Annotated in this window: 11 protein-coding genes; all 11 read left to right on the top strand. The window is 40.1% G+C overall.

Going from position 1 to position 14,094, the window contains the following annotated elements; translation table 11 throughout:
* Positions 1 to 21: 21 nt before the first annotated feature.
* On the top strand, positions 22 to 459 hold the full coding sequence (locus AB5170_RS16950; RefSeq protein ID WP_173718720.1) for a hypothetical protein: 438 nt from the start codon (positions 22 to 24) through the stop codon (positions 457 to 459).
* A gap of 372 nt (positions 460 to 831) precedes the next feature.
* A complete protein-coding gene (locus tag AB5170_RS16945; RefSeq protein ID WP_173718721.1) occupies positions 832 to 1,509 on the top strand; it encodes a hypothetical protein in 678 nt (225 codons plus the stop codon).
* A 17-nt stretch (positions 1,510 to 1,526) separates the two neighbouring features.
* The gene (locus AB5170_RS16940; protein WP_215661261.1) at positions 1,527 to 3,878 is read left to right on the top strand and encodes a leucine-rich repeat protein; all 2,352 of its coding nucleotides are present in this window, start codon (positions 1,527 to 1,529) and stop codon (positions 3,876 to 3,878) included.
* Between the two features lie 223 nt (positions 3,879 to 4,101).
* Complete coding sequence (gene istA, locus AB5170_RS16935) at positions 4,102 to 4,968, top strand: IS21 family transposase (protein WP_368361890.1); 867 nt, start codon at positions 4,102 to 4,104, stop codon at positions 4,966 to 4,968.
* Between the two features lie 15 nt (positions 4,969 to 4,983).
* Positions 4,984 to 5,625, top strand: coding sequence for a hypothetical protein (locus tag AB5170_RS16930; RefSeq protein ID WP_368361891.1), 642 nt, complete (start codon positions 4,984 to 4,986; stop codon positions 5,623 to 5,625).
* On the top strand, positions 5,618 to 6,379 hold the full coding sequence (istB, locus tag AB5170_RS16925) for an IS21-like element helper ATPase IstB (protein ID WP_118031850.1): 762 nt from the start codon (positions 5,618 to 5,620) through the stop codon (positions 6,377 to 6,379). The genes AB5170_RS16930 and istB overlap by 8 nt, the downstream gene beginning before the upstream one ends.
* 17 nt (positions 6,380 to 6,396) lie before the next feature.
* Positions 6,397 to 6,837 (top strand): hypothetical protein, encoded by a 441-nt coding sequence (locus tag AB5170_RS16920; protein WP_195380410.1) that lies wholly within the window; start codon positions 6,397 to 6,399, stop codon positions 6,835 to 6,837.
* Between the two features lie 9 nt (positions 6,838 to 6,846).
* On the top strand, positions 6,847 to 7,218 hold the full coding sequence (locus AB5170_RS16915) for a hypothetical protein (RefSeq protein ID WP_118031848.1): 372 nt from the start codon (positions 6,847 to 6,849) through the stop codon (positions 7,216 to 7,218).
* Positions 7,219 to 7,401: 183 nt separating this feature from the next.
* The gene (locus AB5170_RS16910) at positions 7,402 to 12,639 is read left to right on the top strand and encodes a DUF4430 domain-containing protein (RefSeq protein WP_173718723.1); all 5,238 of its coding nucleotides are present in this window, start codon (positions 7,402 to 7,404) and stop codon (positions 12,637 to 12,639) included.
* 145 nt (positions 12,640 to 12,784) lie between these two features.
* Entirely contained in the window at positions 12,785 to 13,306 is a 522-nt protein-coding gene (locus AB5170_RS16905; RefSeq protein WP_294430777.1) for a DUF4430 domain-containing protein, read from the top strand.
* 336 nt (positions 13,307 to 13,642) lie between these two features.
* The coding region (locus tag AB5170_RS16900; RefSeq protein ID WP_368365111.1) for a leucine-rich repeat domain-containing protein at positions 13,643 to 14,094 on the top strand (452 nt) is incomplete at its 3' end.

The raw sequence follows: 14,094 nt of genomic DNA, 5'->3' as shown, positions 1-14,094 counted from the left end.
GGATAAGAGAGGAACCCATTTATGAGAAAAACCGAACAGAAAGAGTTTTGTGAAAGATATGACGCAAGAAGGACATTTTATAATTGTCAGCTGAAGGTGCCGCAGGTATCTTCTAAGCTGGAAACGCTGTTTGCAAACAGTAAAATCGAATGCAGGGAGCTCTATGAAAACCAGATGGAGAAGATCACTGATGCAAAGAAGCTGGCAGACTGGATCCGCGATACCTATATGCGTGTTAATAAAGAGCGTGGCGTGTTATATGCAAGAGCGTGCCTTACGGTGATGATGGCAGCTGGCTATTCAGTCCGCGGCATGCGTCTTCCACATAAGAACGAATGTGTGACAACCTGGTGGAAGTTAAAACATGTCATGAAAAGAAAAGAGCAGCTTATTGTAACCTATAGAAGTGCATTAGGTCCGCTCCAGAAGGAAAAGGCAGTTGTATTTGGAAGAGAGTAGGATTAGGGGGCTGAAAACAGCCCCCTTTGGTGGGAGAAAGTTATTGAAATGACCATATTAGAAATGTTATATATATAATTAATTTTTAAAAAATCTTTTAGAATGATTGACAAATTTATAGATAAATGTTATGATTTTGACAACAAATAAATAATAATGTGGTCGGCTCCTAAAGAGCCTGTTTAAGACAATCCAGTGGAAATCTGGAACTAAACCTTTGTGTTTACCTGTGTATAGCATTTTATATAAAGTGCTTAAGTCAGACCATACTACACGTTGGCGGAGACTCCTATATTTGTTTATGGAGACTTCGCTTTTGTTATCTAAATGTGATTTTTCATAGTCAGGATCTGAGCTATAGGCAGACTTGATTTGAAGAATAAAGAAACAGGAAGGAGGGTCACAGGTCGGATTAGCAACAAAATGATAACTAAAAATTATAAAAAGAAAAATGGTCTTAAATTGAAAGGAGACAACACCATGAAAAAGAATTTTAAACGAGTATCCGCTATTATCTTAGCAGCAGCAATGTCAATGAGCTCAAGCGTAATCGCTTCCGCAGCAAAGATGAATATTTATGTTAGAGATTACGATCAGAAAGTAACAAATATTTATCAGGAAACTTCAACTACCCCAACAATTGTACTTGATACAAATCCTGGTGAGTCTATCTATGAAGCTATTGCAAAAGGAAAAGTAGCAAGCGATTCTAATAATGCGTTAACAGCAAGCATTAGTTCTAATTGGAATAAAGTAACCAATAAAGATGGCTCAATTGACTGGTATTTGATTTCTATGGGAATTAATAACCGTGCTAAGACATCGTTTGCTACAAAAACAAATGACAATAACTATTCAGATTTGGAATACGATGATGAAGGCAATATCATTCATGGTGTATGGAGCGGACATTCTTGGATGTGGCTGGAAGGTGGTATGGAAAGTATTAACAGTACAGCGTATCCGGAATATACAATGAGTGATGCTGTGTGTCCGGCAAGTGATTTTTCAATCATCTTAAGCTATGATCATTCTGAATTAAAATGGTAAGTAGGTGACGGTGAGAGATGAAACGTAAACAATTTTTTTTCATTCTTTCTACTTGCTTAGCTTTATCTGCATATAGTCCAGTAAGTGCAGCAGAAGCTACATTTAGTAGTTTTGAAGAAGATGAGACATTTGTATCAGAAGATGAGGACTCTTTTCGGGATGAAAATTATGATATTATAGATGATGAAAATGATGGCTATAATTTCGTTGATTCTGAAGAATGTGGAGAGACTGAACAGGCTGAAATATTTGCTGATGAAGCTGATACAGGATATAAAATAGTAAAAAATGGGGTACCAATCGAGTTTAAATATGATGGGACAACATTATATTTTAGGCTAACAGAGGGTGCAACAGAAGGAAAATTACCAGATTGGGGATCTGTTGCTGGAGCAATGTGGTGTCGTGGCACGCTACAGACAAGTGCACAGAACGTAACGAAAATCGTTATCGGTGAAGGAATAACAGCTATTGGCAAGAATAATTTTTGCAAAGGCGGAAATAAGTTATTTGAAAACTTAACAGAGGTTGATGTGCCGTCAACACTTTCTGAAATCGGTTTCGGAGCATTTCAGAATGACACTAAATTAGTGAAGTTTGATTTTAATAATATAAAATCAATTGGTGATGTTGCGTTTGCTGGCACTGGATTTACTGACGTTACAATTCCTTTAGATGGTGTTATTCTTGGAAGCAATGCTTTTTATAATTGCAAGAATTTATCATCAGTTTCCATTGGTGATTCTGAATTATCAGATGGAATATTTTCTGATTGTAATTCTTTAGCTGATATTCATTATGCGAGTAAATTAGTGAATATTCCAGCAAATGCATTTCAACGAACTGCACTATCCTCTTTTAATTTTGATGGAGTTGAATCTATCGGTAAAACAGCATTTCAAGGAACAAAATTAGAAACAATTAGTCTGCCAAATGTAAAAGATATTAGTTCTTATGCATTCTTAGGATCATCGGTGAAAAAGATTTCTTTCGGCAATGCAGAAATAAATGTTGCTGAAGATGCATTCTCTGATTGTAATGATTTGACATCAATTTGTTATGCTGGAAGCAGAGAACAGTGGAAAAATCTAGCAATCAGCGCATCAGTTTCTGAGAATGTTCAAATTCATTGCAAGGCAGATAGTGTAGAACCTAAAGTTGCTACTTGTACCGAAACAGGATTGAAAGAAGTTGGTGTTTGCGAAGTATGCGGTGATCATTATTCATATGCAGACGATGAAAACGTACTTCCTGTAGACACTGTGAATGGACACAACTGGTCAGAGGATTATGTGGTGGATCAGGAAGCAACCTGCACAGAGCCAGGTTCCAAGAGTAAACATTGTACAAGAGAAGGTTGCAATGCAAAAGATGATAGCCAGGAGATTGAAGTTCTCGGACATGATTATGTTTCCAAAGTGACAAAAGAAGCAACCTGCACAGAGAAAGGAATTCTTACTAAGACCTGTAGCAGATGCAACGATGTTGTAACAGAGGAAATTCAGGCACTTGGTCATGATTTTGCGAAAGACTATAGTGTAGATGTAAAAGCTACCTGCACAACTGATGGTGAGCAGAGCAAGCATTGTTCCAGATGTGATGCGAAAGAAGATGTGCAGAAGATTGCAGCACTTGGACATGATTTTACATCTAAAGTTACTAAAGAAGCAACCTGTACAGCTGATGGCGTGATTACCAAAACCTGCAGCAGATGTGGTGCAACTGAAACTGAAGCAATCAAAGCAACTGGACATAAGTTTGGTGACTGGAAAGTAACTGCTGAAGCAACTGTTTTCGCACCAGAGCAGCAGGAGAGAATCTGCGAGACTTGTGGAGAAAAGGAGACAAAGACAGTAGGTACTGCTTTAAAAGCGACTGCTACTGTAAACGCTTCCAGCGTAAAGCTGAAAGTAAAACAGTCCACATCTGGTCTTAAAGTTACTGGCCTTGCAAAGGGCGATTCTGTAAAGACATGGAAATCCACCAATACTAAGATCTTTACTGTAAAGGGATGTGCAAACGGTACCTGCAAGCTTACAGCAAAGAAGGCTGGTACTGCAAAACTTCAGATCACTCTTGCAAGCGGCCTGAAAAAGACTGTAACTGTGAAAGTGCAGAAAGCTGCTGTAAAGACTACAAAGGTTACCGTAGCAAATACAAAAGTAACAGTTAAGAAGGGCAAAAAAGTTACCCTGAAACCAGTGGTAACTCCATTTACCTCCAAACAGAAAGTTACTTACACAAGTTCAAATAAAAAAGTGGCAACGGTTTCCGCTAAGGGTGTTGTAACGGGAAAGAAAAAAGGAACAGCAAAAATCACAATTAAATCTGGTTCCAAATCAGTAAAAGTTACTGTTCGAGTAAAATAAGCATTAGGATCAAGGCTCTTCTTCCGTGTGTTGATTTATACTTAAAACTGACCCAGTTTTAACGAGGAAAATTGACCCACCTACAGCAGTGGCAATGAGTAAGTAGAACTGGTCTTGATTACACTGTACCTTGAAAATTTAATACTCAGAATTGACCCACCTGATAGCAAACGATACACTTCTCTCTGTATGCACCAATACAAGAGAGGAGGTTTGAAAGAAGGTGTATGATTTGCAAGATTGGGCTGCTGTTCAGCGAGTTTATAAACAGACAAGATCAAAACGGGCAACTGCAAAAATACTTGGAATGTCCAGAAATACTGTCAGGAGTCTTTTAGAAGAAAAAGAAGCACCGGTGTATAAACGGACAGTTTATAAGAGCAAGATTGATGGTTTCAAAGAACAGATCATCGAATGGCGATGCGAACCGTTTCTTTTCAATGGAACACGGATTTTTAGAGAATTGAAAGCAAGAGGTTATACAGGAAGCATTGGCCCTGTTTACCGGTATCTGTCAAAAATTGAAGAGGATATCAAAGACCACATCAGTTCCAAAGCTACTGTAAGGCATGAAAGCCCTCCGGGAGATCAGGCTCAGTTCGACTGGTCACCTTATAATGTTCCTGTTGATGGCGTGATCATAACTGTTTACTGTTTTTCAATGATACTTTCAGCATCCAGAAAGAAAGCAGTCTGTTTTTCTTTAAAGGCAGATGCGGCAGCCATTTATGAAGCAATTCAGGAACTGTTTGAAGATCTTGGTGGAGTAACACTGGAGCTTTTGATCGATAATCCAACAGCATTGGTCATCGAAAATAATCCAAGGAACGAAATGGAGATCCGTTATAATCCCCATGCCCTGCTTATGGCAAGACATCTGGGAACAGAACTTAATGCATGTCCCTGCTACTGGCCGCGCAAGAAAGGAAAGATCGAGAGACCCTTCAACTATATCGAAGAACAATTCATAAAGGGAAACCACTTTGCTTCAATGGAAGATCTGAATCGTCGTGGAAAAGATTTCGTTGAGTCCTGGTGTAATGAAACACACACAACGACCAAAAGAATTCCAAACATACATTATCTTTAGGAAGAACGGGATCTGTTGCTGCCATTGCCAGACCGTCGTTATCGACTGAAGGAATTGGAAAGCAGGATCATCAGTCCTGACTGTTATATCAGCATTGGCGGAAATAAGTATAGCGTTCCTGATATCTTTGCAGCCAAAACCATGTATTTCAGGATCATCTATGGGTTCAGAATCGAGCTTTATGACAGAAAAAAGAACTATGTCATGAAATTGGAAGCATCACGTAACAAGCATGAAATCCTGACAAATTCGGAGCACTATAAAAATGTAGCACCAAAGGCGCCAACATCGATTCCGCAGATACGAAGGGAATTCACTGCCAGATACAGCAATGGTCTGGCTTATCTGGAAGCAGCCGGGAAAAAGTTTGACCAGCCCACACATTACGCAAGAAAGATCATGTTGCTCGAAGAACTTTATGATACAGATACCCTCAATCGTTTTATTGGATATGCAATACAGCATGATTCTATGGACATCCTGTCATTTAAAGAACTGCTCAAAGCTTACAATGCAGGCCGGCTGTCTCTTCCTGAGATATCTGAACAGAGACCGGAAGTTCTGTGTAAAACCGGAGAATACCGTGACGATGATTCAAAACTTTTGCGGGATCTGGATTACTATGAACAGAATGTAGGAGGAACGGTAAATGCCTAGTGAGACAAGTGCTGTAAACGCAGCTTATATAGAAGCCAGAATGAAACAGTTTAAACTGGTCGATATGCGCGAACAATATCAGGAACTTATACGTGTAGCTTCAGAACAGTCTATGACGTATGAAGATTTCCTGATCATGCTGTTACAAGCGGAGGAAACAGGAAAGAAACGCCGACAGGCTGAACGCCTGACAGATGCAGCTAATTTCGACTCTGATAAACGGCTGTCTGACATTGATTACCGCTTCAATCCAAACCTGGATGCGGATAAAATTCAATCTTTGGGCAGACTTGAATTTATGGATAACCATGAAAATATCATAATCATTGGGCCGCCGGGAGTCGGTAAAAGTATGATCGCCACCGGGATTGGCCGGAATGCATGTGAAGCCGGATATAAGGTTCTCTTTGTGAATGCAAAAGAACTGGTCGATCAGCTGTATGAGGATATGCAGAAAGGATATCTGAAAGAAACTCTGAAACAGATCAGTAAGATTCCGCTTTTGATCATCGATGAACTGTCATATTTAAAAATGGATAAAGAAAGAGAAAGCCTTTTCTTTCAGATCATTCGCCAAAGATATGAAAAAAGCTCCCTCATTATCACCACAAACCTGCCCATGGGCAGATGGGATGAACTATTCACCGGCAAGCTGGCCGCTGCAGCGATCCTTGACCGCCTGGTCCATCATTGCCATGTCATAAGTATAACGGGTGACAGCTATCGTGTCAAAGGTCCAAAAACTGAGTATTAAAAAAGGAAGGCATAGAAATGAGTATAAAAATCACACCGGATAAATATCCGCAGATCATAGAAGTTTACAATACAGAGGGAAAAACAGCCGCCTATGACCTAATGCGGAGCTGTTATGAGATCAAAAATCCAACTTGTGTTATGAAAAGGATGAAAGCAGACAAGAGTCTTGGATATAACTATGATACTGACCGTTTTGAATCAGACAGCCGTAAGGAAGATGATATATTTTTAAATTTAGAGATGCTCTGTGAAAATAAAATCGAAACATCTGATCGATCTGAAGGAGCTATAAATCGAAATGACCGTATAAAAGCCATGGAGAACATGGTACATTCCCTGATCAGTGACCGGTTACTGGAACTCAGTAAGTATGTATTGCTGGATCCAATCGGCAAAAGAATACTGATCAATAAAAGTTCAATGCAGACTGACGGATATCAGGTGCTCATTAATTAGGAGGCAGATATGAGATTTAGAAAAAATGTGCCTGCGGAGCACAGAGAATTCCTGCAGGAACAGTTAAAACAATACAAAAAAGAAATAACCATGTCGAAAGATGAGTTACGTGAATTAGAAAAATGGGTAGCCAGTGGACGAAGCCCCTATGATAACGGAGACTATATTTATAGCGAAAACGGATGCCCAATGGACTTTGTCAGCGCAATGCGTTTCCAGGATGAAATGTATGAATGGTGGATGAGTCTTTCAGAAGAAGAACGAGAACAAGAATTAAGGGAGCTTCGCGGGGATTATGATACTGTTTCAGACAGCATAATCATAAATACTGAATGGAGTGATCCGGTAATGGATCCGGATGCTGAACTTCCGTTCAGCTGATGCGCTTGACGGGTCAATTCACAGTGTAAAAAATCAGATTTACATACAGAAATGACCCACTTGAAAATCAGGTGATTTCTGAATTCAGGTGGGTCAAAATTAAACGTAAAAGTGGGTCAATTTTACTTGACAATCAACACCGTGAGGAAGGGGAGCCTTTTTTAGAAGGAGTGGCTGAAAAGAATGAAAAAAATAGGACTATGGAAAAAAATAGCCAGTTGGCTGCTTGTTTTTTTGTTGGTATTGCAAATCCCAGTAGATACATTTGCAGAAGAATGGATTAGCGGGAACGATATTTCTGTAGAAACAGATTTTACAGAAAATGAGAATTCAAATAATGAAGAGGAAGAAAACACTGATTTTTATAGTGATGGAAATATAGAAGAATCAGAAGGTGATAGTTTTACTGATTCAGATGAACTGCCAGAGGCAGATATTGTTTCTTTTAGTGATGGAACCAGTCTGTCCGAAGATACAGAGACACAGGAAATTCAGGTTACTGTGAGTGTAAGCAAAGACGGTAAATTTTTAAATGACAAAGACGGTAAGCCTATGGCTGGCCGTACCGTATTGCTTAGTGGCAAGGCGTCTTACACTATGGATGATGCCCTAAAACTGGCGCACGACTTATATTATCCAGGTGGTTCTGAAGCGGGATATGATTATCATGCAGATGATAGTGGTTTATATTATGGGCTTATTTACAAATTATGGGGAATTAATCGCGATGATGTTCCGTTTATAAAATCGGTATTAAACAATGATAGCGCAAATTATCAAACTTCTTTAAATAGATTGATTCATGACGGTGATGATCTTTGTTTCTTTATTCAAAAACGAAAAAGTGTGGATTCTTATGCATATTTTACAAGGAAAACACAAACGGTTTTTGCAGGGCAGGATATAACGTTACAGCTGAAAGAAACAAGTGATGCACATATTTATAGTAATTGCCAAAGCGCATCTATTTATATTGACGGAGAAAAGGCAGAAGGTTTAATTACAGATGAACAGGGTAAAGTAACTATATCAGGATTGGAATCACGGGAGAAACCATATTTTATTACGGCAGAGAAAATGGAAGAAACTGCTGATGGTGATAGAGCTACTTTAATATCAGCTGCTTATTCCTATATAACAGTTATTCCAAATGAAAGTGTTAAACAATCTTGCATAGATACAGTAACACTTCATTTTGAGACGGAAGAAAAAGAAAAAGATATTGCTCTTAGTGTATTAGATGGAAGCCAGGCATTTATTGTTCCAGCGGAAATGACATATGTAAATACGCATACTAACAAAACAGATATGTATGTTAACGTAGGCATGAAAGAAGCAGTGAGTGATGACTGTCATGTTTATGCTGTTTATACGAGTCCGCGAGATCAAGCGGAACATAGAGTTAGCTTAATCCAAAATAAATATGTATATTTAAGCCAGGCAATTTCTAAAGATGCTATATTGGATCAAGGAAAAGGATATAATTTGGCTATTCGATCAATACGGATAGAAGTAAGTAAGAATGGCAATGTTATTGATTCTTGCGATCTTGAAATTCGTTATCGTAATCATTTAAAAGAAATAAAAGTTATTGACCCCAAAAATCACGAAATCCCGTCCAATCTAGAAGACTCATTGGATAACCAAGAACTTATTGTCAATATGCCAGAGAATATTGAACATATTAATCTTGAACTAGAAGCATACGGATATAACTCTTCTCTTAAAGTAATGTTGGAGGAAGAGGAAATTAAACCGGATTATTTAGGCAAATACTGTATTGTACCAAATTGGGATAATAAAGAAGAGTATATAGCGACAATAGAAATTATTGAGAGTAGCGACGTATATTGTCAGGAAACAGCCAAATACTCTTTGATTATAAAAAAGAGTGGAATTGACTATACTCCAGATGTTACATTTAAAGAACCATTTACTAATATAAAAACATTACATTTGGGAGAGACACCTTTAACGATAAGTGTGCAAGCGTCAGTGCCAGGCAATGGAGAGGGAAAATTTACTTATCAATGGTATTATTTACAGAGTACAGAGCGGTATTTTAGAGCATGGAATTATCCAAAAACAGCTTGTAAAATCATAGAAGGGGCTACAGAACCTACTTATACTGTAGATACAAATGAAGCTAGTTCAGAAAAATGTTATTGCTGTGAAGTTACTTATGAACTGAATGGAAAAAAATATAGTGAATGGAGTTCGTTTGGTCAGTACGAAGTACTTCCGGAAACTGTTTCTTCCCCTGTAATAACAAAGCAACCTGAAAGTATTATATATGTAAAAGGTAAGCCGATAACTTATCAGCTCAAAATAGAGACGGAAAAATCGCAATGGTTTACAGAAGACACTTTATATCAATGGTATAAAAACACTGAAAATAATTCCGAAAATGGAACTTTGATTCCAGGTGCTACAAAAGATTCTTATATACCACCAATTCCAGACGATGGCACGATGTACTATTACTGTAAAGTAAAAACAAAAAGGCTGGAAAATTGGTTTGATTCGTTTTATAGTGAGGAAATCTGCTCTGATGTTGCAGCTATGACTGCAGTGGATGAACCATTTCCATGGGAAGGAAATGGCACTGAAGAATCTCCTTATCTAATTCAAAATCTGTCTGATCTGGAAGCTCTGCAAAAGAAAGTCAATGAAGACGGATTCGATTTTTATGGAAGCAATTTTTCTTTAAAAGAAGATATCAATCTTCCATCAGACTGGAAACCAATTGGTACAATCCAACCTGGAAACACCAGCACAGGGAATGGAAAATATATTTGGCCATTTTCTGGAATCTTAAATGGCGAAGGGCACACGGTCACAGTCGCGACAAATGGAAAGCCGCTGTTTAATTATGTCCGTGATGCAGTGATTGAAAATCTCAATCTTTTGGGAGAACAGATTAATGGATATGGTCTGGTTGACCGTTATACAGTTGATTATGGTCCTGACGGTATTTATAACACAGGATGTCCGGATGCAGTTACGATTCGGAATGTTACGTTAAAATCTGGCATGAGTACCAAAAAGGCAGGACTGATTGGAGGATATGCTTCCGGAGCCAACTCGATTGTAATTGAAAACTGCAAGGCAGAGAGTGGTGTTCTGATCGGATATACAGGTCAGGAATCCAGTATTGGAACTTTTGCTGGTACAATTAATGGAATTATTCGCAACTGTAGCAGTTCAGCAACTGTGAAAGGATTAAACAAAGTCGGAGGGTTAGCTGGAGCTAAAGGCCAGTCTATGGGCTCCTGTACCATTGAAAACAGCAGCTTCACTGGAACCGTAAATGCTACTGGCAAGTGGGTAGGAGGAATCCTGGGAAGCGGCTATGAGGCAGATTCTGCTCCGAATACTCCGGTTGCTTCCGTGAAAAACTGTTATGTAGCAGGAACCATCAGTGGTGTATCGAACGTTGGCGGTATCTTTGGCGGGGAACCAAGCTGCATGCAGTGTTGGGGAAATGGAAGTGGATCTATTTCTAACAACTTCTTCTACGGCACTGTTTCTGGAAAAACCAATGTAGGAGCCATTGTCGGATATTTAAAGAGCTTCGATAAATTCCAGGGAATTTCCAACAACTATTACCTGGACTCCTGTGGTGCTACCCAGGGAATCGGTGAAGTGGAAAACATCCTGACCGTGGAAAATGATCCTAAATGTGGAATCGACTACGAATTTAACCAGAACGATTACTGCTTTGCAAAGACCGCCGGGGAATTTGCCGACGGCACTGTAAAGGATGGCTTAAACAGCGGCAACTACCACAACTGGGAGCAGGGAGAGAATTATCCGGTTTATGGAACTGGCGCTTACCCGACAGGGCTTACCCTTACCGGAGATTACAAAACAGAGTATTATATCGGAGAAGAATTAGATCTTTCCGGCGGTACCTTTACCGTTACCTGGAGTGATGGAAGCAAGACCAATCCATCTTTTGAAGAAATCACAGTGATCGGTTATGATCCCCAGACCAGGGGCAGCCAGATGCTTCAGTTAAAGTATGGGGCGGTTGAAACAACCATTACGGTGAAGGTGCTGGTAAAAGCAGAAAAGATCACCGTTTCCTTTACACTCCTTGGAGATAAAGCCCATGACAGTGATACAGACGGTGAGGTACATACCTTAAAGGCAGGAAACCTGGAGACCTGGATCCAGGAGACCAGTGTAGATACTGACAGCAACGCAACGGTACTGGATGTACTGGAAAAAGTGCTTGCAGACAATCAGCTTGAATATAGCAATCCAAAAGGCAACTACATTGATTTCATCACCAAAGATGGGGAGAAGCTTGGAGAGTTTACCAATGGAAAGAATTCCGGCTGGATGTACACCTTAAACGGAATCCATTCCGATCTTGGTGTCAGTGAGCAGTTTTTAACAGATGGAGATGAAATTGTCTTCCATTATACCGATGATTACAAACAGGAGCATGACCATAAGTGGGTAGAAGGCTGGACTTCCGACGCAGAAGGCCACTGGCATGAATGCAAATCTGATTATGGAACCTGTGACATCACTGATAATACAAAAAAGGGCGGCTATCAGAAACATACCTATGGAGATGGCAAGATAATAACCGCAGCTACCTGTAAAGAAGAAGGAAAGAAGGAATTTACCTGTCTGGTGTGTGGCTATACAAAGACAGAAGTTATTCCAAAAACCAGCCAGCATTCCTATGACGCTGGAACCATCACTAAACAGGCGACCTACACTGCAGCCGGGGAAAAGGTTTATACCTGTACCGTATGTGGGACAACCAAAACAGAAGTGATCCCGATGCTTACTCACGAGCATAACTTCACCTGGACGGTCATTTCCAAAGCGACTGTTTTTTCACCAGAGAAACAGGAGGGAATCTGCTCCATCTGCGGTGCAAAACAGAGCCGTGATAACGGAAGCAAGCTGACCGCTACCATGAAGTTAAATGTAACCTCCATCAAGCTTCAGAAGAAACAGACTACTACAAAAGTAAAGGTTACCGGTCTGGCAAATGGGGATTCCGTGAAGTCCTGGACTTCCAGCAACAAAAAGATTGTGACCGTGGATAAAAACGGCAAGATCAAGGCTGGCAAGAAAACTGGAAGCGCAAAGATCACCATCACTTTAAAGAGTGGCAAGAAAGCAACCCTGAAGGTGAAGGTACAAAGCGCGAAGGTAAAAACAACTAAGATTACCGGATTAAAGACGAAGCTCACCCTGAAAAAGGGTAAGAGCCTTACCTTAAAGCCTGTTATTTCTCCAATCACCTCACAGGAGAAGGTGACTTACACCACCTCCAATAAGAAGGTAGCAACCGTTACGAAAAATGGTGTGATAAAAGCGAAGAAAAAAGGCACAGCAACCATTACAGTAAAATCCGGAAAGGTTACAAAGAAGGTTAAAGTAACTGTAAAATAAGAATCGGAACATCCACCAATGTCGGAGAAAAGTTCTCTGGCGTGGTGGATGTTTTTTCTGGTTAAAAGAAACTGGAAATCCAGATGACAGTCCCCTCAAACAATGCTACAATATCAGTAGAGAAAGAAAAAAGAAAGGGAAGCGTATGAACCAAAAACGAAAAAAGTGGTTGGCCCTATTCTTAAGCCTGTTACTGCTTGTATGCGGCAGCGTGTTTACTGGCTGTGGGGGAGATTCCTCTTCCGGGGAGCCAGCGACCTGTACGATCGAGATCTCCTGTGCGACGGTTCTGGATCACATGGAAGAGTTAAAGGAAACCAAAAAAGAGTTTGTCCCGGAGGATGGACAGATCCTAAAAAAGACAACGGTCTCATTTACCACAGGGGAGAGTGTCTTTGATATTTTAAAAGCCATCTGTGGGGAAAAGGGGATTCAGATTTCTTCGAAATACACGCCACTCTATAACAGCTACTATGTGGAAGGAATTAACCAGCTCTATGAGCTGGACTGCGGAAAAAATTCCGGCTGGATGTACAGTGTCAATGGGACATTTCCAAATTATGGGGCATCTGCGTATAAGCCAAAAGACGGGGATGTGATCTTGTGGGTGTACACCTGCGACCTTGGAAACGATGTGGGAAATCCCTACCAGGGAGACGAAAAATAGCAAGGTAAGCCCACAAGGTTCTAAACCACTGATCATGCAAAAATATTCATAGATTGCCAAAATTTGACAGATGTCCTTTCAAATGCTATAATACTAATATTTGATATAGGTAGAAATATCAGAGAACGAAAAATCAAATAACCAGACATGGTTCAGCCAGATAAGGCTGATTTAGGAAAATTCGGTGCGATTCCGGAACCATAATCACTGTATGAAATCAGCGGTACATAACAGCGCATTTTAAGTCAGCATATTCCACTTGTCGTAAAGGACGGAGGCTCATCGAAGTAATGGGGCTCTGTTTTTGTTACACTAAAAAGCGGAGGAAAGAAAAGAATGCGTGTTTATAAGGATGAAGAAATGCGCTGGAGTATGTTGCGGTATGACAGCCGGACATTTACAGCACAGCAGGCAAAAATGTTAAAGGGGGATGTTACAAGGAAGGAGATCCCGGAAAAATATATCTACATTGACGATGGCTGTTTTCGGGCAGATGGACGGATGCGGGAAGTCATTCTCCCACCAAATTGTAAGATTATTGGACGGGAAGCCTTTTTCCAGTGCCAGATCCGAAAGGAAGTTGTTCTTCCTAAGACAATGAAGGAAATTAAACGGCGGGCGTTTTCAGAAAATCACAGTCTGCGTGCAGTCCATTTTCCAGCGTCTTTAAAAACCTTAGGACCAAAAGCTTACCGTGATTGTACCAATCTATTAAGAGCCGTGTTTGCAAAAGACTCAGAGTGCCGGGAAATCCAGGAGGGGGCATTTGATTCCTGTTCCAAGCTAAA

The organism is Ruminococcus sp. RTP21484sp1_RTP21281st1_A8_RTP21281_210402 (genome assembly GCF_040914025.1).
GTDB lineage: Bacteria > Bacillota > Clostridia > Lachnospirales > Lachnospiraceae > Blautia_A > Blautia_A faecis.
The sequence above is the reverse complement of the archived record's forward strand: the minus strand, read 5'-3'. Positions and strand labels throughout refer to the sequence as shown.

What these genes read in the sequence shown, in the direction of transcription:
- AB5170_RS16950 (WP_173718720.1), top strand. Translation starts at nt 22, where the DNA reads ATGAGAAAAACCGAACAGAAAGAGTTTTGTGAAAGATATGACGCAAGA.
- AB5170_RS16940 (WP_215661261.1), top strand. Translation starts at nt 1,527, where the DNA reads ATGAAACGTAAACAATTTTTTTTCATTCTTTCTACTTGCTTAGCTTTA.
- istB (WP_118031850.1), top strand. Translation starts at nt 5,618, where the DNA reads ATGCCTAGTGAGACAAGTGCTGTAAACGCAGCTTATATAGAAGCCAGA.
- AB5170_RS16920 (WP_195380410.1), top strand. Translation starts at nt 6,397, where the DNA reads ATGAGTATAAAAATCACACCGGATAAATATCCGCAGATCATAGAAGTT.
- AB5170_RS16915 (WP_118031848.1), top strand. Translation starts at nt 6,847, where the DNA reads ATGAGATTTAGAAAAAATGTGCCTGCGGAGCACAGAGAATTCCTGCAG.
- AB5170_RS16910 (WP_173718723.1), top strand. Translation starts at nt 7,402, where the DNA reads ATGAAAAAAATAGGACTATGGAAAAAAATAGCCAGTTGGCTGCTTGTT.
- AB5170_RS16905 (WP_294430777.1), top strand. Translation starts at nt 12,785, where the DNA reads ATGAACCAAAAACGAAAAAAGTGGTTGGCCCTATTCTTAAGCCTGTTA.